This window comes from Streptomyces sp. NPDC051555 (assembly GCF_044454405.1).
Lineage (GTDB): Bacteria > Actinomycetota > Actinomycetes > Streptomycetales > Streptomycetaceae > Streptomyces.
This window is the reverse complement of sequence record NZ_JBITDP010000002.1, coordinates 771837-790341: the sequence shown is the minus strand read 5'-3', so window position 1 is coordinate 790341 and position 18505 is coordinate 771837. Positions and strand designations below refer to the sequence as shown.

General features: G+C 71.5%; 16 protein-coding genes. 12 read left to right on the top strand and 4 right to left on the bottom strand.

Going from position 1 to position 18505, the window contains the following annotated elements; genetic code table 11:
• The first annotated feature begins 11 nt into the window (after positions 1 to 11).
• The 6 genes from ACIBEA_RS07505 to tsaD all read left to right on the top strand — a co-directional run bounded on the left by ACIBEA_RS07505 (position 12) and on the right by tsaD (position 7006).
• Positions 12 to 1067, top strand: coding sequence for a PucR family transcriptional regulator (locus ACIBEA_RS07505; protein WP_399258865.1), 1056 nt, complete (start codon positions 12 to 14; stop codon positions 1065 to 1067).
• A 158-nt stretch (positions 1068 to 1225) separates the two neighbouring features.
• Positions 1226 to 1735: a hypothetical protein gene (locus ACIBEA_RS07500; protein WP_399258864.1), complete on the top strand. Its 510-nt coding sequence runs from the start codon at positions 1226 to 1228 to the stop codon at positions 1733 to 1735.
• A gap of 66 nt (positions 1736 to 1801) precedes the next feature.
• Entirely contained in the window at positions 1802 to 3322 is a 1521-nt protein-coding gene (locus ACIBEA_RS07495; protein WP_399258863.1) for a flotillin family protein, read from the top strand.
• A 141-nt stretch (positions 3323 to 3463) separates the two neighbouring features.
• Complete coding sequence (locus ACIBEA_RS07490; protein WP_399258862.1) at positions 3464 to 4030, top strand: PadR family transcriptional regulator; 567 nt, start codon at positions 3464 to 3466, stop codon at positions 4028 to 4030.
• A 78-nt stretch (positions 4031 to 4108) separates the two neighbouring features.
• The gene (locus ACIBEA_RS07485; RefSeq protein WP_399258861.1) at positions 4109 to 5827 is read left to right on the top strand and encodes an acyl-CoA dehydrogenase family protein; all 1719 of its coding nucleotides are present in this window, start codon (positions 4109 to 4111) and stop codon (positions 5825 to 5827) included.
• A gap of 120 nt (positions 5828 to 5947) precedes the next feature.
• Positions 5948 to 7006 carry a tRNA (adenosine(37)-N6)-threonylcarbamoyltransferase complex transferase subunit TsaD gene (tsaD, locus tag ACIBEA_RS07480; RefSeq protein WP_399259064.1) on the top strand — a complete coding sequence of 353 codons (1059 nt, stop codon included), beginning with the start codon at positions 5948 to 5950 and terminating at the stop codon, positions 7004 to 7006.
• Positions 7007 to 7028: 22 nt separating this feature from the next.
• On the opposite strand, the gene ACIBEA_RS07475 is transcribed toward tsaD, so the two are convergent.
• Complete coding sequence (locus ACIBEA_RS07475) at positions 7029 to 7871, bottom strand: tyrosinase family protein (RefSeq protein ID WP_399258860.1); 843 nt, start codon at positions 7869 to 7871, stop codon at positions 7029 to 7031.
• Positions 7868 to 8302 (bottom strand): tyrosinase family oxidase copper chaperone, encoded by a 435-nt coding sequence (locus tag ACIBEA_RS07470; RefSeq protein WP_399258859.1) that lies wholly within the window; start codon positions 8300 to 8302, stop codon positions 7868 to 7870. The genes ACIBEA_RS07475 and ACIBEA_RS07470 overlap by 4 nt, the downstream gene beginning before the upstream one ends.
• Before the next feature lie 296 nt (positions 8303 to 8598).
• Between ACIBEA_RS07470 and ACIBEA_RS07465 the strand changes: the two genes are divergently transcribed.
• The 4 genes from ACIBEA_RS07465 (at position 8599) to ACIBEA_RS07450 (ending at position 13198) form a co-directional block, all read left to right on the top strand.
• The gene (locus ACIBEA_RS07465) at positions 8599 to 10158 is read left to right on the top strand and encodes a zinc-dependent metalloprotease family protein (RefSeq protein WP_399258857.1); all 1560 of its coding nucleotides are present in this window, start codon (positions 8599 to 8601) and stop codon (positions 10156 to 10158) included.
• Positions 10159 to 10345: 187 nt separating this feature from the next.
• Positions 10346 to 11491, top strand: coding sequence for a nitrate/nitrite transporter (locus ACIBEA_RS07460; protein WP_399259063.1), 1146 nt, complete (start codon positions 10346 to 10348; stop codon positions 11489 to 11491).
• A gap of 118 nt (positions 11492 to 11609) precedes the next feature.
• Positions 11610 to 12182: a dihydrofolate reductase family protein gene (locus ACIBEA_RS07455; RefSeq protein ID WP_399258856.1), complete on the top strand. Its 573-nt coding sequence runs from the start codon at positions 11610 to 11612 to the stop codon at positions 12180 to 12182.
• 212 nt (positions 12183 to 12394) lie between these two features.
• Complete coding sequence (locus ACIBEA_RS07450) at positions 12395 to 13198, top strand: hypothetical protein (RefSeq protein ID WP_399258855.1); 804 nt, start codon at positions 12395 to 12397, stop codon at positions 13196 to 13198.
• Positions 13199 to 13280: 82 nt separating this feature from the next.
• Here the strand turns inward: ACIBEA_RS07450 and ACIBEA_RS07445 are convergent, their stop codons facing one another.
• Positions 13281 to 14801, bottom strand: a complete 1521-nt coding sequence (locus ACIBEA_RS07445; protein WP_399258854.1) for a DUF4246 domain-containing protein — start codon at positions 14799 to 14801, stop codon at positions 13281 to 13283.
• 273 nt (positions 14802 to 15074) lie between these two features.
• On the opposite strand from ACIBEA_RS07445, the gene ACIBEA_RS07440 reads away from it, so the two are divergent.
• Together ACIBEA_RS07440 and ACIBEA_RS07435 are read left to right on the top strand one after the other, a co-directional pair.
• Positions 15075 to 16604: a flavin-containing monooxygenase gene (locus tag ACIBEA_RS07440; RefSeq protein WP_399258853.1), complete on the top strand. Its 1530-nt coding sequence runs from the start codon at positions 15075 to 15077 to the stop codon at positions 16602 to 16604.
• A gap of 98 nt (positions 16605 to 16702) precedes the next feature.
• The gene (locus ACIBEA_RS07435) at positions 16703 to 17371 is read left to right on the top strand and encodes an O-methyltransferase (protein ID WP_399258851.1); all 669 of its coding nucleotides are present in this window, start codon (positions 16703 to 16705) and stop codon (positions 17369 to 17371) included.
• A 4-nt stretch (positions 17372 to 17375) separates the two neighbouring features.
• Here ACIBEA_RS07435 and ACIBEA_RS07430 read toward each other — a convergent pair whose 3' ends face one another.
• Positions 17376 to 18473, bottom strand: coding sequence for an HAD-IIIC family phosphatase (locus ACIBEA_RS07430; RefSeq protein ID WP_399259062.1), 1098 nt, complete (start codon positions 18471 to 18473; stop codon positions 17376 to 17378).
• Positions 18474 to 18505: the final 32 nt, after the last annotated feature.

Sequence of the window (18505 nt, the reverse complement as noted above, 5' to 3'; positions counted from 1 at the left end):
GGAGGAGGGCCGTGGCAGAGCCGCAGGGAGCGGAGCGTCACCTCGCCGGGTACGCGGCATCGTTGGCGGACGCGTGCGCGACGGGCCGCCGCCTGACCCGCGGCGAACTGGAGTCGCGCCGGGCGGAGGGGGAGCGCGCGGCGGAGGACGGGATCCCGCTGCGCGGTCTCATACGCGCGCACCTGGCCGCGGCCCAGGCCGTGCGCCCCCTCCCCGCGTCCGGCCCGCTCCTGGCGGCCGTCGAGCAGGCCGTGGACGCCTTCGTCGAAGGGTACGAACGCGCCCAGCACCAGGCCGTGCGCCAACAGGAGGCGGCCCGCAGGGAGTTCATCGACGACCTGCTCTACGGCGGCAGCGACCTGGGCCGGCTGGCGGAGCGCGCCGAGCGCTTCGGGCTGCGCCTGTCGCAGTCCCACGCCGTCGCCGTGGCGGCGGGTCCGGAGCCGTACGGCGACGGCTACCCGGTGGCCCGCGGCATCGAGTCCGCGGTCCTGGCCCGCTTCCCGGGCCGGCAGATCCTGCTGACCACGAAGGACGGCCGGCTGATCTGCGTGGCCCCGGGGGACCAGCCGGACGTCCTGGCCCACTTCGCCGAGCGGGCGCACACGGCCACCCACGGCGGCCGGGTCGCGATCGGCCGCACGCACCCCGGCCCGGGCGGGGTCGTCCACTCCTACCAAGAGGCGCTGAACGCGCTCGACCTCGCCCTGCGGATGGGCCTCGACGGACCGGTGCTGCACGCGGTCGACCTGCTCGTCTTCCCGGTGCTCACCCGCGACCGGCAGGCCATGGCCGATCTCGTCGAGAGCGTCCTGGGGCCGCTGCGCGCGGCCCGGGGCGGCGCCCGGCCGCTGCTCGACACCCTCACCGCGTTCTTCGACAGCGGCTGCGTCTCGACGGAGGCGGCCCGGCGCCTCTCGCTCAGCCCGCGGGCGCTCACCTACCGGCTGGAGCGCATCCACACGCTGACCGGGGCCGACCCGGCGGACCCGCTGAACCGCTACACGCTCCAGACCGCGGTGATCGGCGCCCGGCTGCTGGCCTGGCCGGACCCCGAGGACGGCTGACCGCGCCCTCGCCCCGAGTCCCCGAGCGGCTCCCGACCTGCCGCCGGTATGCGTTAAAGAAGCGTAAAGATTGCCGAAGGTTGGCAATGTGCTGCGTCCTTCTCGGCTGACACCATGCCGTTGTCCGGCGCGAACGCACTCCGGGCGGGGAGGCGCTCATGAGCTTGTTTCTTGGTCTCGGCATCACGGGGATCGCCCTGCTGGCCTTCTCCCTTGTCTTCGACGGGGTGCTGGAAGGGGTCTTCGACGGGGCGCTCGGCGGCCTGTTCGACGGCTGGCTGTCGCTTCCCGTGGTCGCGGGCTTCGTGTCGATGCTCGGTTTCACGGGGGCGATCGTGCTCGGCGCCACGGGCCTCGGGCCGGGGGTCGCGACCGTCGCAGGCTCCGTCACCGGGGCCGGCGCGGGCTGGGCGGCGTACCGGCTCGGCCGCGCCCTGGTGCGGGGCGGCACCGGGATCGCCCCGCACCACGACGACCTCGTCGGCTCGACCGGCACCGTGGTCACCGCGATTCCGGCGACCGGCTACGGCGAGGTCCTGCTCCGGCTGGCCGGGCAGCCGGTGAAGTACGCGGCCACCGCCGAAGGCCCCTTGGGACACGGCACCGAGGTCTGGGTGACGGCGACGCCGTCCTCCTCCTCGGTCAGCGTCCGCGCCGTAGAGCGCTGAAACCGCCACCTCACCTGTACGTACACCACCGGTCTGCCCCCACGGGGGAGGCAGAGGGGATCCACCATGAGTCCAGTCGTCATCGCGGTCGTGGGAGTCGTCGTACTCCTCGTCCTGCTCGCCCTGGCCGTCGTCACGCGCTACAAGGTCGCCGGCCCCAGTGAGGCGTTCATCATCACGGGCCGCCGCGGCAAGCAGTCCACCGACCCCGAGACCGGCCGGACCTCGACGGACAACACGGGCCAGAAGGTCGTGGTCGGCGGCGGAGTCTTCGTCGTCCCCTTCGTCCAGCAGCGCTACACCCTGGACCTCTCCAGCCGGCACATCCCGATCGCGGTCCGCGGCGCGGTCACGCTGCGCGGCATCAAGGCCAATCTCGAAGGCGTCGCGATCGTCAAGGTCGGCGGCAACGAGGACGCCATCCGGGCCGCGGCCCAGCGCTTCCTCCAGCAGCAGGACGGCATCGTCGGCTTCACCCAGGAAGTGCTCTCCGGAGCCCTGCGCGCGATCGTGGGCCGGATGTCGGTGGAGGACATCATCCGCGACCGCGCCGCCTTCGCCGGGCAGGTCGCCGAGGAGGCGGAGGCCAGCCTGTCCGGGCAGGGCCTGGTCCTGGACGCCTTCCAGATCCAGGACATCACCACCGAGGGCTCCTACCTGGAGGACCTCGGCCGGCCGGAGGCGGCCCGCGCCAAGCAGGAGGCCGACATCGCCGAGGCCAGCTCCCGCCGGGCCGCCGAGCAGGCGCGGCTGAAGGCCGAGGAGGAGATCGCCGTCGCCGAGCGGACGTTGTACCTGCGCCAGGCCGAGATCAAGGCGGAGACCGACGCGGCCGCGGCCCAGGCCAACGCCGCGGGCCCGCTGGCCGAGGCCGACCGGCAGCAGCAGATCCTCGCCGAGCAGGAGAAGGTCGCCGAGCGCCAGGCGGCCCTGACCGACCGCCAGCTCGACACCCAGGTCCGCAAGCCCGCAGATGCCCGCCGCTACGAGGCCGAGCAGGAGGCGGAGGCCAAGCGGGTCGCCCGGGTCAAGCAGGCAGAGGCCGAGCGCCTCGCGGCCATCGCCGCGGCCCAGGGCGAGGCCGAGCGGGCGCGGCTGACCGGTGAGGGCGAGAAGCAGCGCCGCTCCGCCCTCGCCGAGGCGGAGGCCATCGAGGGTGCCAAGCGCGGTGAGGCCGAGCGCGCCCGGCGCGCCGCGATCGCGGAAGCGGTGCGCCTGGAAGGCGACGCGGAGGCCGCGGCCATCGCGGCCAAGGGCGCCGCCGAGGCCGAGGCCATGCAGAAGAAGGCCGACGCCTTCGAGAAGTACGGTGACGCGGCGATGATCCAGATGATGGTCGAGGCGCTCCCGAAGGTCGTGGCCAAGGCCGCCGAGCCGCTGTCCGCCGTCGACAAGATGACCATCATCTCCACCGACGGCGCGAGCAAGCTCTCCCGCACTGTCGCCGACAACGTCGCCCAGGGCATGGAGCTCCTCGGCTCCACCACCGGAGTCGACCTGGCACAGCTGCTCAAGGGCCTCACCGCCAAGCCGGAGGCGGGCCCCGCACCGGCGTCGTCCAACGGGAAGATCGCCATCACGGACTGAGTCGTCGCGGTAACGCCGTACCGGAGTACCCGGCAGTACCCCGTGATACCGCAGTGCCGCAGTGCCGGCGCCCGGGTGAGCCGCGTCTCACCCGGGCGCCGGCACTTGTCTATGCAACGAGTTGCACAGCAAGATCGGAGCATGGCGCTCGACCACGCGATTCTCGTCTCCCTGCTGGAGATGCCGGGCTCCGGCTATGACCTGGCCCGGAGGTTCGACCGGTCCATCGGCTACTTCTGGACCGCCACGCACCAGCAGATCTACCGGGTCGTGGGGCGCATGGAAGGCGACGGGCTGCTGACCTCCCGGGAGGTGCCGCAACAGGGCCGCCCGGACAAGAAGGAGTACTCCGTCGCCGCCGCCGGTCGCGCCGCCCTGTCCCTGTGGCTGCACCAGCCGATCGAGCCGGAGAGCCTGCGCCACGACCTCGCCGTGAAGATCCGGGGAGCGGCCTTCGACGACCCGGCCGCGCTGGTCCGCGAGGTCGAACGCCACCATCAGGTCCACAGTGACCGGCTCGCGCGCTACCTCGCGGGGGAGCTGCGCGACTTCACCGGCCCCGAGGCCCCCGCGCCCCTCGACACCGGGCAGGAGCTCCAGCACGTCGTGCTGCGCGGCGGCATCGCCTACGAGCAGATGACGCTCGCCTGGCTCGACGACGTCCTGGCCACGCTCCACCGGCTCGGCGCCGCGCCGCGGTCCTCCTGAAGCGGTCCTCCCGGACCCCCGTTCCCCTCTCGTACCTCGTACCTCGTCCTCCCTCGTCCTCCTCCGAAGGTGAACTCCATGGCCGACTCCCTGCTGTTCAACCCGCGCACCTACGACCCGGCGCACTTCGACCCCGAGACCCGCAGGCTGCTGCGCGCGACCGTCGACTGGTTCGAGGAGCGCGGCAAGCGCCGGCTGATCGAGGACTACCGGTCCCGCGCCTGGCTGGGCGACTTCCTCGCCTTCGCGGCCGAGGAGGGGCTGTTCGCCACCTTCCTCACCCCGGCCGCCGCCGCCGGCAAGCAGGACCAGCGGTGGGACACCGCCCGGATCGCCGCCCTCAACGAGATCCTCGGGTTCTACGGCCTCGACTACTGGTACGCGTGGCAGGTCACCATCCTCGGCCTCGGGCCCGTCTGGCAGAGCGACAACGCCGCCGCCCGCGACCGCGCCGCCGAACTCCTCGCGCAGGGCGAGGTCTTCGCGTTCGGGCTGTCCGAGCGGACCCACGGCGCCGACATCTACTCCACCGACATGCTGCTGGAGCCCGACGGCAACGGCGGCTTCCTGGCGAGCGGTTCCAAGTACTACATCGGCAACGGCAACGCGGCCGGGCTCGTCTCCGTCTTCGGTCGGCGCACCGACGTCGAGGGTCCGGACGGGTACGTCTTCTTCGCGGCCGACAGCCGCCACGCGGCGTACGAGTTGGTGCAGAACGTCGTCGACTCCTCCAAGTACGTCAGCGAGTTCCGCCTGGCGAGCTACCCGGTGTCCGCGGACGACGTCCTGCACACCGGCCGCGCGGCCTTCGACGCGGCCCTCAACACGGTCAACGTCGGCAAGTTCAACCTCTGCACCGCCTCGATCGGCATCTGCGAACACGCCATGTACGAGGCCGTCACCCACGCGCAGAACCGCATCCTCTACGGCCGTCCCGTCACCGCCTTCCCGCACGTGCGCCGTGAGCTGGCCGACGCGTACGTCCGCCTCGTCGGGATGAAGCTCTTCAGCGACCGCGCCGTCGACTACTTCCGTTCGGCCGGGCCCGAGGACCGCCGGTACCTGCTCTTCAACCCGATGACGAAGATGAAGGTGACCACGGAGGGCGAAAAGGTCATCGACCTGATGTGGGACGTCATCGCCGCGAAGGGCTTCGAGAAGGACACCTACTTCGCCGAGGCGGCCGTCGAGATCCGGAGCCTGCCCAAGCTGGAGGGCACGGTCCACGTCAACCTCGCGCTGATCCTCAAGTTCATGCGCAACCACCTGCTGGAGCCGGTCGAGTACCCCGCGGTGCCGACCCGCCTCGACGCGGCCGACGACGACTTCCTCTTCCGGCAGGGCCCGGCCCGGGGCCTGGGCTCCGTGCGCTTCCACGACTGGCGCGCATCCTTCGAGGGCTACGCCGAGGTGCCGAACGTCGCCCGCTTCCGGGAGCAGGCGGACGCGCTGTGCGCCTTCGTCTCCAGCGTCGCCCCCGACGAGGCGCAGAGCCGTGACCTCGACTTCCTGCTCTCCGTCGGCCAGCTGTTCGCGCTGGTGGTGTACGGCCAGCTGATCCTGGAGCAGGCCGCCCTGACGGACCTGGACGCCTCCGTCCTCGACGAGCTGTTCTCCGTCCTCGTGCGCGACTTCTCCGGACACGCCGTCGAACTGCACGGTAAGGACTCCGCCACCGAGGCGCAGCAGGCCTGGGCGCTGGGCGCCGTACGCCGCCCGGTCGTCGACGAGGCCCGCGCGGCCCGGGTCTGGGAGCGGGTGGCGGCGCTGTCCGGGTCCTACGAGATGGCGCAGTGACGCCGTAGCGGCGAGGTGGGGCCCCCGCCCGTGCGCGGGGGCCGTCCCGCCCCGGGTATCTTGTTGCACATCACTTGCAAGAACGATGTATGTGCGAAAGAGGTCGCCGTGGGCGCTCCGGTGGTGCTGGGCATCGAGTCGTCGTGCGACGAGACCGGAGCCGGGATCGTCTCCGGCGGCCGGCTGCTCGCGCACGTCGTGGCATCGAGCATGGACGAGCACGCCCGCTTCGGCGGGGTCGTGCCCGAGATCGCCGCCCGGGCGCACCTCCAGGCGTTCAACCCGGTGGTCCAGCAGGCCCTGGACCAGGCGGGGCTGCGGCTGGGCGACATCGACGCCGTCGCCGTCACGACCGGCCCGGGGCTCTCCGGCGCCCTCCAGGTGGGACTCTCGGGGGCGAAGACCCTCGCGTACGCGGCCGGGGTCCCGCTGTACGGCGTGCACCATCTCGCCGGGCACGTCGCGGCCGACACCCTGGAGCACGGGCCGCTGCCGAACCCGTGCATGGTGCTGATCGTCTCCGGCGGTCACACCTCGCTGCTGCTCGTGCGCGACCTCGTGCGCGACCCGATCCTGCACCTCGGCGACACCGTGGACGACGCGGCGGGGGAGTGCTTCGACAAGGTGGCCCGGGTCTTCGGGCTGCCCTACCCCGGCGGCCCCGCCATCGACCGGGCGGCCCGCGGGGGCAACGGCTGCGCGGTGGCCTTCCCGCGCCCGCTGACGCGGCCGGGGGACGCCCCGTACGCGTTCTCCTTCTCCGGCTTGAAGACCGCGGCCGCCCGCTGGGCGGAGCAGCACCGCCTGCGGGGCGAGGAGATCCCGCTCGCCGACGGCGCCGCCTCGCTCCAGGAGGCCGTCGCGGACGTACTGACCCGCAAGGCGCTGGCCGCCTGCCGCGAGTACGACGTACGGACCCTGGTCGTGGTGGGCGGCGTGGCGGCGAACTCGCGGGTGCGGGCCCTGGCCGAAGAGCGCTGCGCGGCCGCCGGCGTCGAACTCCGGGTGCCGCCGCTGACCCTGTGCACCGACAACGGGGCGATGATCGCGGCCGTCGGCGACCTGCTGGTGCGGGCCGGATCCGATCCGGCACAGCTCGACGTGTCCATCGACCCGTCCGCACCGCTGGAGTACGCCGCCCTGCACCCCGTCGCCCGCCCGTCCGCGCGCGTCGCGTAGGGCACTAGCGGGCGGGCGACCGTCAGGGCTTTCCGGCCGCCGGCTTCTCGGTGTCGAAGGTGTAGAACTTGCGGTGGTCCAGCATGTCGGCCGGCGTCACGTTGTTCCACGGCCGCATGGTGCCGTGCAGGTCGACCACGTCCGGAGTGCGGGTGGCGGGCTGGTAGGCGGACTTCGGGTGCCGGCTCTGCCACTCGGACCACAGCATGTCGATGAAGGCGTGGTGCAGCCAGAACACGGGGTCGTTGGGGGACGCCGCGCTGGCCATGTGGCCGCCCACCCACATGTGGACCCGGTTGTGCAGGTTGGTGCCCCGCCAGCCCTCCAGGTTGTTGCGGAAGCCGTTGGACGTGCTGTTCCAGGGGGCCGTGTCGTACTCCGCCATGTTCAACACGGCATTGACCTCGTCCTTGGTCGGCAGCTGCTTGCTGCCGCCGAGCACGCGCCGCAGGTAGGTGCGCCGGTCCACGCCCACGGTGACGGCCCACTTGCCGCCCGAGTAGGCGAAGGGGCCGTCGAGCACCTGGCCGTCGCGGGCCCGGACGGTGCCCCCGAGGAAGTCGGCTGCCCACAGCGAGGAGCCGGGGGTGCGGTCGACGGTCCAGTCCCAGTAGGGGATCGAGACCTTCGGGTCCACCTTCTGCAGCTCCGCCTCGAAGTCGAGCAGGAAGCGGCGGTGCCAGGGCAGGAAGGAGGGGGAGCGGTGGCCCACCCGTGCGCCGAAGTCGCTGTCTCCCATCAGGAAGGCGTTGTGGGCACTGACGTAGCGGTCGTAGACGCCCTTGCGCTTGAGTTCGAGCAGCGCGTTGGTGAAGGCGCGCTTCTCGTCGGCGGTGAGCTTGGCCTGGTTCTTGCGGACGGTCATGCCGGATCTCCGTTGGCGCCGAGCGGGACGAGGATCGCGCCCTGGAGGTCGCGGACGGCGACGCGGGCCGCCGTGATGGGGTCGGGGAACGTCTCGTAGTGGTTGACCACGGTGATCCAGCTCCCGTCGGCATTGGGCATCAGGTGCAGCTCGACGCCGTCGATGCGGACGCTGGGCATGGCGGGCAGGTGGTGTCCACCGCTGTGGTGGCCCGAGGTGTCGAGCGATATCTGTATGCGGCGGCCCTCGAACACCTCGTCGACGGGCGTGATGGCTTTGGCGGCGCCCGGGGCGCCGGAAGCGGCCGCGCCGCCGGCCGGGACGACGGCCGACTCGGTGGACGACGAGGACGAGCAGGCGCTCGTCAGCCCGATGGCGGTGGCTGCGCCGGCCGACATGCTCAGGGCCTGCCGGCGGGTGATCTTCTTCATGGCTCGAAGAAGTATCAGAAGGGCGCGGCCAGTTGAGCAGCGGCCCCGGCGACCGCGGCTGGTATCCCGCTCAAGGCAAGGCTACTTTCGGTCGATTTACCTCCTTCTTGGACGCGGAGTGCAGTAACGATTCGGCGGGCGGCCGGTGTTCGGCGACGTCACGACGCGGCGGCGCGGTCGCACCCGCCGGCCCCGCCCGGCATCCGGGTGGACCTCTCGTGTCGCCCGGGTGATCGGCTCCGCGCGCCAGGCATGTCGCCCACCTGTGCGATACCCGCTGTGGCTTCGTGTGCGCCATGACCTCACCCCGCCCCTCGCGCCGCACCCGTCTCCTCGCGCTGTGCGTCGCCGCCGTGGCCGCCCTGCCCCTCACGGCCGCCTCGGCCACCGCCGTGACCGCCGCACCCCCCACCGCCGTACGCGCCCCCGCGGACGGTGACGGGCCGGAGGTGCTCCGCGCGCGCACCGTCCCCCTCGACCTCGCGGACTTCCGGGCCCTGTGCACCCCCGCACCCTTCGGCGCGCCCCGCAGCTGGAGCTTCTCCTTCTTCGGCGACGTGCACGTCACCGCCGTCGAGGACGGCACCGACGACGACCAGGGTTCGCGCACCTGGTCCGGACACGTCGCGGGCAATCCGCAGTCCAGCGTGATCGTCTCCCTGCGCGGCGTGTGCACCCCCGAGGGCACGCGCTCCGCCGCGCCCGTCGCCAAGGTCGTCGCCGACCTGGGGGACCGCGTCTACCGCCTGGAGACCCGCCCCGGTCACCCCGCGCACGCCCGGATCACCGAGGAGGACCCGAACAAGCGGCCGCGGCGCGCCCCCGACGCGCTGGCGGTCGACCCGGCCGCCCGCAACGCCCCGCGGACCTCCCTCTCCGGCCGCGCCGCGGCCGCCACGACGAACCCCGTCGTCATCGACGTCGTCGCCGGCTTCACGCAGCTCGCGATCGACCGGGCGGGCGGCGAGCAGCAGGTGATCAACACCATCAACTGGGCCGAGCGCAAGATGAACGAGGCCCTCGCCGACAGCGGCGTCGCGGCCAGCATCGACATCATCGGCACCTACAACACGAACTACCGGGGCGAGAACGAGTCCGCCCTGATGTGGCGGAAGCTGAGCAACCCCCAGGACCAGGAACTCGGCGCCACCGCGGCGGAGGTGCGCCGCCGCTACGGCGTCGACCTCGTCACCGTGGTCAACAGCGTCCCCGGCCGCTCGTCCGGCCAGGGCAGCCTGCCCGTGCGCGGCAACTTCAACGACAGCCTGGCCTTCTCCGTCGTCGACTTCGACTCGCTCACCGGCTGGTACAACCTCGGCCACGAGATCGGCCACAACCTCGGCCTCTTCCACGACCGCCGCACCCTCAACCAGCAGGTTCCCGACGGGAGCTGGATCAACGACCTGAACACTCCCTACGGCACCGGCTGGATCTCGCCCGACGAGCAGCACACCTCGCTCATGGCCTACGCCAGCTCCTGCCGCAAGGCGTGCCACACGGAGAACGTCTACTCGAACCCCGGCCTCTCCGTCGACGGCCAGCCCCTCGGCGACCGGAACAACAACAACGCGGCGCTCGCCCGGCTCACGACCCCCATCGTGGCGGGCTACCGGTCCCTCACGACGCCCCTGACCCGCTACGCCCTCACCCTGGAAAGCAGCGAAGGCGGCTCGATCCGACCCGCGGTCTACGGCCCGTACAAGCCCGGCACGGTCGTCGGCGTCACCGCCACCCCCGCCACCGGCTACCGACTGGCGGCCTGGATCTACGACGGCCGGCAGTACGCCCCGAGCAGCCAGGTCAACGTGACCATGGACGCGGCCCACACGCTGCGCGCCGTCTTCCTGGAGGCCTGATCGGTCCCGGGCCCGCCCGACCGTCCCCGGGCGCGCCCGACCGTGCCCGGGCGCGCCCCGGCTGGTGGGTGGCGGGCCCGGAACCCGTACGGCCCAATCCGGCGCGCCGGCGACGGCGGCCCGTGGCTTGACTGGGGGCGTGGACACCGACCAGCGGGCCTCCGTCGCCCCGTACCGCAACCTGATCATGGCGACGCTCGGATTCACGCTCACCTTCTGGGCCTGGGACCTGATCGCCCCGCTGGCCACCGGGTACAAGGACCGCCTCGGCCTGAGCTCCTTGCAGCAGTCCTTGCTGGTCGCGATCCCGGTCCTGGTCGGCTCCGTCGGGCGCATCCCCGTGGGCGCCCTCACCGACCGCTACGGCGCGAAGCTGATGTTCCCGCTGGTGTCCGCGCTCACCGTCGTGCCGGTGCTCCTCCTGGTCCTGGTCAAGGACGACTACGTGCCGCTCCTGGCCGTGGCCCTGCTGCTCGGCCTGGGCGGCACGACGTTCGCGATCGGCGTCCCCCTGGTCAACTCCTGGTTCCCGCCCGGCCGCCGGGGCTTCGCGCTCGGCGTCTTCGGCATGGGTACCGGCGGCGTCGCCCTCTCCGGCTACTTCACCCCGCGCATGGCCGCCCACGGGGAGAACCTGCCCTTCTACGTCGTGGCCGCCGCGCTCGCCGGTTACGCGGTGCTGGCCGCAGCCCTGATCACGGACCGGCCCGACCGGGTCGCCAGCACGGTCTCGCTCGCCACCCGGCTGCGCCGGGCGGGCGGGCTGCGGATCACCTGGGAGCTGTCCGCGCTCTATGCCATCGGCTTCGGCGGGGTGGTCGCCTTCGGCGTCTACCTGCCGACCTACCTGAAGACCTGGTACGCGCTCCCGCCGACCGACGCCGGCGCCAGGGCGGCCGGGTTCGCCCTGGTCACCGTGGTCTTCCGGCCCCTCGGCGGCCGTCTCTCGGACCGCTTCCACCCGGCGGTCGTCACGGCCGTCGCGCTGGCCGTCGTGGCGCTCTTCGCCGTCGTCCAGGCCTTCGACCCGCCGATCGCCCCGGTCGCCACCATCGCGCTGCTGGCGATGGCCGCGGGACTCGGCGCGGCCGGCGGCAGCGTCTTCGCCCTCGTTTCGCAGGTCACCCCGCAGGCCCAGGTGGGCAGCGTCACCGGCATCGTCGGCGCCGTGGGCGGGCTCGGCGGCTTCGTCCCGCCCTTGGTCATGGGCGGGATCTACAGCGCGAAAGGCTCGTACTCGATCGGCTTCATGCTGCTGTCCGACCTCGCGCTCGCCGGGTGCGTGTACGCCTACGGCCGCATGCGCACCCAGCGCCCCGACCCCGACCGATGAGTTCCGCCGCGATCCGCGGTCGTACAAGGTGGTGGGGGGCGCGGCGGCCGTACGGACGGTCCGCCCGCGCGCCGACCACGACGGCACGACACCGCACACGAGACACCGAGGAACCACGATGCGCACCCTGATCAGTACCGCCTTCATCTCCCTCGACGGCGTTGTGGAGGCCCCGGGCGGCGAGCCCGGCTACCGGAACTCCGGGTGGACCTTCAAGGACGTCGAGTTCCTCCCCGAGGCCTTCGAGATCAAGGGGCGGGAGCAGCGGGAAGCCACCGCCATGCTGCTGGGCCGCACCAGCTACGAGGCCTTCAGCCCGGTGTGGCCCGACATGGCGGACTTCGCCGACTACAAGGCGATGCCGAAGTACGTCGTGTCCACCAGCCTCGCCGAGGGCGACCTGGTGTCGAACTGGGGCGAGACCACGATCCTGCGCTCGCTCGACGAGGTCGCCGCCCTGAAGGAGACCGAGGGCGGCCCGATCATCGTCCACGGCAGCGCCACCCTGGGCCGGGCCCTGTCCGACGCCGGGCTGATCGACCGCTACCACCTGCTCGTCTTCCCCCTCCTGCTCGGCGCGGGCAAGCGGCTGTTCAGCTCCATCGACAAGGACACCCAGAAGCTGAAGCTCGTCGAGCACGAGGCGTACGCCAACGGTCTGCAGAAGAACGTCTTCGACGTCGTCCGCTGACCCGGCCCGTAGCCGGAAGGGGCCCTCCCGGCACGGGACATGTGCCCCTGTGGACACAGGAGAACTCCCCGCTCCCGTCCTAGGAAAGGGATGTGCGCGATCCGGGTCGACGGTCGGCCAGGGCGCTGTACGGTGACGTCGGCTGTGGCGAACATGTCGTCGATTCACCTGCTTCGCCCTGGTTTCCGTTGTATTCGGACGAAAGGAACCACGTGAGCACTCACGTCGAGCCCGTCGAGTCCCCGGAAGAGTTCAACGTCAAGCACTTCTCGGACAGCAACGGCACGCTCCTGTACAAGAGCGTCGCGGTCCTCGGTACGGTCCAGCAGAGCCGGCAGCAGTTCCGCGTGGGGACGGGCGGCCGGCTGTACGTCACCAGCCCCGACCACCCGCTGAAGGCCTGGGTGCAGAAGCCGGCCGACGTCGACGCGACGGCCCAGCAGATCGTCGGCGTGGTGGCCGACGAGCAGGCGGGCGGCTACACCGCCCTGAGCGCCGAGGGGGTCGGCAGCTGGGCGCACTCCTACGGCGGCGACCTGGGCACGCCGACCGGGGCGATCCAGGCGATCTCGAAGAGCGGGGCGTTCGGGTCCATCGTCTGGGACGCCCCGTACTGCCACGCAGGGTGGGTGGCCTCCCTGATGCCGACCCTCAGCTCGCTGGGCACGATCAGCGTTCCCGGTGGAACCCTGGTCATCGGGCAGAACGTCCACTCGTCGGTCATCGTGGGCAGCTCGTGGCTCAAGGGCGCCAAGGTGGGCGACTGTCGGCAGGAGAACTTCCCCGCGGAGTGGCGGGCCGGGGTCGTCTCGACGCTGTGTCCCAAGGCCGTGGGCCACCAGGACCTGGCGAACATCGCGATCCTCTGCGACATCCTGAAGAAGGCCGGGTACACGCCCCATCCCAAGCCGGACCTCGCGGCCCGCATCCGCTTCATCCTCAAGAACTTCCCGCAGCACGACAAGACGCTGCGCTCGCTGCCCAACATCCTGACCTACTACGGGAACCTCTTCTGACCCGGCCGCCGCGTACGACCTCCCGCCGCCGGGAGGGCGTACGCGGCCGCCCCCGGCCGCCCGTGTGAAGGGTCGCGCCGGTTCAGTGCTCGCAGAGGGAGAACTCGCGCTCGTAGATCTGCTCGTTGTGCTCGTCGACGAAGAACTTGCGCTCCTGCATGAGCTGTTCGCGGTGGCCCTTGGCCTCCTCCAGCGTCATGGTCGAGGTGGCGGACCACGGCTGCTGCGGCGGTACGTCGGCCGTCGAGGCGATCCTGCGCGACGGGTCGACCAGGAAGAACGCGAGGATCTTGCGGTGTCCCGGGCGGTCGGGGTCCGCGAGGGCGAACGGGCTGACGCGGTGCTGCAGGACGTTCGGGAAGGCCAGGCAGCGGCCCGCCGGCGTCGACGCCGACCCCAGCACCTGGCTCAGGGCGTCCTCGTTCTCCAGGCCGTAGACCTCGCGCACGCCGCCGTCGTCGCTCTGTTCGTACTCCGGGTCGTCGAGGGCCGCCCGGAAGCCCAACCGGCTCTCGGTGATGTTCTCGCTGTCCCAGTAGTAGATGCCGGTCGAGACGATCCGCTCGTTGATCATCCCCTCGACGTGCCAGGAGCCGCCCGGGTACGCGGGCTTCTCCGGGGTCAGGTGTACGGTCGCGAGCTTGACGATGACCTGGAGGCGCCGGCCGCGCAGATCGACCCGGGCGGCCGCGTCCGGCAGTTCGGGCGCGGTGAAGTCGGGGGCGTCCGGGATGACCGGACGCCGGTTCTCCCACCAGTCGTCCGAGGCCACGTCCCACGCATCGCGGGCCTCCGCGTAGGCCGCGGCCCCTTCCTCGCCCTCGGCGAAGGAGGACTTCTTCGGGTACTCCGGCCTCGCGTCGTACCACCCGTAGGGATCGACATCGATCCGCGGCGGCCGCGGGTGGCGCAGGTCGGTGAGCACGTTCTCCAGCAGCGGCCGCATGCGGGCGAACAACTCCGGCAGGACGGCGCCCAGTTCGCGGTGCTCCTCGGGATGGACGTTGTTGACGTAGGAACGGAAGGCCACGTCGCCCTCGTCACTGACGTCGACCTCCGAGGGCAACCACTGGTACTTCTCGGAGAACTCGTACTTCGCATGACGGTCCGTCGGGTCCTCCCACGCCTGCTCGGGCCCGCCGCTGACCCCCCTCGCCAGGCAGAACAGCGAGGGATGGACCAGGTCCAGCACCTGGCCGTCGGATCCCGGATGCCAGTCCCGCTCGGCCTCGGGGACCTCTTCCAGGACCCGGACCGCCGCCCGCAGCCGCGCTCGCAGCTCGTCGTCGACCAGGGAGTCCGACTGCCACACCCCGTCGACCCCGGACACCTCGACGCCGCTCCGCCCGTCGCGCAGCGCGCGGTAGTGCGCGAGTTCGGCGATCACGTACCGCACCTGCGCCTCGGTGAGGCCCTGGGCGACCGCTTCCTCCGTCCACCTGGCGACGACGTCGCCGTCGTGCATTTTGTCGAACCACCCCGACTTCGCCCGGATGTGCGCGCTGAACTGCATCATCTGGAGCTCGCGCAGCGTGCGGGGCGTCGCGAACGGCAAGGAACGGAACGTGTGGAAGGGCAGCGGGAAGGCAGTCAGACCGGACAATTCTCATGGTCCTTCGAGTCGGTGTGCGGTGCCCGGAAGGATACGTGAGCGCACTGACACCCCACCCGTGCCCCGTTCGAGTGCCGTCGACGGCGCCCGGAACGGACCGGAAGCCCAGCACGGAAGGATTCTTCGCCTCCTTGTCCACCCGTCGTCCGGACTCCGCGGGGGTGCGCGGTTCGCGATGATGCGGCCCATGGCGTCCATGAAGCGAAACGCACATCCCCGGTTCGAGCACACGACCGCTGTCCGTGGGCCGGTAGGACCGGTGCTGTGATCCCGGCACAGGCCGCACGGCCCGTGCGGCACGTGCGCGTCGTGGTGGTCGGAGCCGGGTTCTCCGGCATCGGCGCCGCCATCCGGCTGCGACAGGCGGGGTTGCGCGACGTCCTCGTCCTGGAGAAGGGGGCGCAGCTCGGCGGCACGTGGCGGGAGAACACCTACCCGGGCTGCGCCTGCGACGTGCCCTCGACGCTCTACAGCTACTCGTTCACCCCGGGCGCCGCTTGGAGCAGGGTCTTCGCCGAGCAGCGGGAGATCCACGCGTACCTGCGGACGACGGCCGAGCAGTACGGGCTCGGCGACGTCCTGCGCTGCGGGGTGCACGTGCGGGAGGCCCGGTGGGATCCGACGGCCGGGCGCTGGCTGCTGGAGACCAGCGAAGGGCCCTACAGTGCCTCGGTGTTGGTCCTGGCCACCGGGCCCTGGCACGTTCCCCGCCCGCTCGACGTCCCCGGGATCGAAGGCTTCGCCGGGCCCGTGCTCCACACCGCCCGGTGGGACCACGGCGTCGACCTGACGGGGCGGCGCGTGGCCGTGGTGGGCAGCGGAGCCTCCGCCGTCCAGGTCCTCCCGGCCATCGAAGCGCGGGCGGCCGCCGTGCACCTCTTCCAGCGGACCGCCCAGTGGGTCCTGCCCAAGCCCGACCTGCCGGTACCGGCGGCGTTCAACCGGGCGCTGGACCGTCTGCCCGGCGCCCGCCGTGCCCTGCGGGCCGGCCAGTACACCCTGCAGGAGGGCTTCGGATTCGCCTTCCGTCACCCACGGGTCGCCGGCCTCCTGGAGGTCGGGGCCCGCGCACACCTGCGGCTCGCGGTCCGCGACCGGGGGGTGCGCGAGGCACTCACACCGGACTACCGGCTGGGCTGCAAGCGCCTCCTGACGTCCAGCACCTTCTACCGGGCGCTGAGCAGGCCGCACGTCCACCTGCACCCGACCGCCGTGACCGCCGTGCGCGGGAACGAGGTCATCGGCGCCGACGGGAGCACGGCCGCGACCGACGTCCTCGTCACGGCCACCGGTTTCCGCGTCGGCGAACTGCCCCTGGCCGCGGGCCTGTACGGCGCGGACGGCCGGACCCTGCACGAAGCCTGGGACGGCGCGCCGCAGGCGTACCTGGGCACCAGCGTCAGCGGATTCCCCAACCTCTTCCTGCTCCTGGGGCCGAACCTGCTCGGCGGCTCGACCTCGGCGATCACGGTGCTGGAAGCCCAGTTGACGTACCTCACCGCCGCCTTGGCCCACCTCGACCGCGGCGGCCACCGCGCCCTGGACGTCCGGCCGGGCGTCCAGGCCGCGCACAACGCGGCGGTGCAGGAGGCACTGCGCACCACCGTCTACGACTCCGGCGGCTGCACCAGCTACTACTTCAGCGCCAGTGGGCGCAACACCTTCGCCTGGCCGTGGTCCACCGGGCGGCTGGTGCGCCGGCTGAATCGCTTCGATCCCGCCTGCTACGCCTGGGGCGAACCGGTCGGCCGAAAGCGTCCGACGACCCGCGAGGATCCGCTCACGATCTCCTGACGACCGCGTGACTACCGCGTGACGACCGCACGGGCGAGATTTCCCGGTATTTCTTTCCGGGCTTGCACTGTCGTGCGGTCCAGTATTACTTTAAGCCCATGGCAAATCAATTGGCTTCTTCTGCGGAATTGCTGTCCTACGTCCGCGATGTCTCATTACGTGATGACGAAATCCTGCGCGATCTCCGGGAGCTCACCAGCGAGCTGCCCATGGGGCAGGCGATGCAGGTAATGGCGGAGGAGGGTCAATTCCTGGCCCTCCTCGTCGGCCTGGTCGGCGCCCGGAACGTACTGGAGATCGGGACGTTCACCGGCTACAGCACGCTGTGCATGGCGCGCGCGCTCCCGTCGGACGGTCAGCTGATCACCTGCGACATCAGCGACAAATGGCCCGGCATCGCCCAGGAATACTGGAACAAGGCGGGCGTCAGCGACCGCATCGACGTCCGCATCGGCAACGCGACCGACACCATGGCCGAGCTGGCCACCGCGGGCGCGGCGGGCACCTTCGATGTCGTTTTCATCGACGCGGACAAGGCGAATTACCGCAGCTATTACGATGCGGCTATCGAATTGGTCCGCCCCGGCGGGCTCATTGTCATCGACAACACCCTCTTCTTCGGAAGGGTTATCGACCCGTCCGCCCAGGATCCCGATTCGGTCGCAGTACGCGAACTGAACCTTTTCCTGCGCGACGACGAACGGGTCGACATATCCCTTCTTCCGGTGGCCGACGGAATTACCTTGGTGCGCAAGAGGACGAGCTGAGGAATCAGCGCGCCGGTGCTGCCGCGGCCACCCCGTGGTGCGCGGCCAGATCCGGCGCGCTGATCTCGATCGTGGGGTGGGCCGCACGCGGCCCGGAGACCAGGTGCAGCTGCTGGAGACCCTCGTCGCCCGCCGCCGGCAGAGCGGCCAGGCAGTCGCACGGCTCCTCGGAGGACCGGGTGAAACCGGCGAACCGGTAGGCGATCTCCATCATGCGGTTGCGGTCCGTGGGACGGAAGTCCGCAACCAGGTGCGCACCGGCCCGCGCGGCCTGGTCGACGAGCCAGTTCAGGAGCGCCGCACCCGCACCGAACGAGACGACCCGGCACGACGTGGCCAGCAGCTTGAGGTGCCAGACACCCGGGTGCGTCGCCAGCAGCATCACGCCGACGGCGCCGTGCGGCCCGAAGCGGTCGGTCATGGTGGTCACCAGGACCTCGTGACCGGGATCCGCCAGCAGCTCGCGCAGCGCCGCATCCGAGTAGTGCACCCCGGTCGCGTTCATCTGGCTCGTGCGCAGCGTGAGTTCCTCGACACGGGTCAGCTGCTCACCGGTCGCCCGCTCGATGCGCATCACCAGCTCCAGCGACCGCAGGAACTCCTCGTCCGGACCCTTGAACGCAGCCTGCTGCGCCTCCCGCTCGAAGCCGGCCCGGTACATCTGGCGGCGCCGCCGGGAGTCGACGGTGACGTTCTCGGGGCTGAACTCCGGCAGATCCGCGAACGAGAGCACTTCCGCGGCGTCGTAGCACCGGACCTGCGGCAGGTGGAAGGCCACCTCGGCCCGCTCGGCCGGCTGATCGTCGACGAAGGCGATGGTGCCCTCCGCGAACTTGAGCCGCTCGGCGATCAGCCGCACGGAGTCCGACTTGGGACCCCACCCGATCCGGGGCACGACGAAGAACTCGGCGAGCCCCAACGCCTCCAACTTCGCCCAGGCGAGATCGTGGTCGTTCTTGCTGGCGACCGCCTGCAGAATGCCGCGGGAGTCGAGAGTGGCGATCAGCTCCCGCACCGCGTCGGGCACCCGGACCTCGTCGTCCTCCAGCAGGGTGCCCTGCCAGAGCGTGTTGTCCAGGTCCCAGACCAGGCACTTCACCATGGTCGGCTGTTCAGGCACGGACCCTCCCCGGG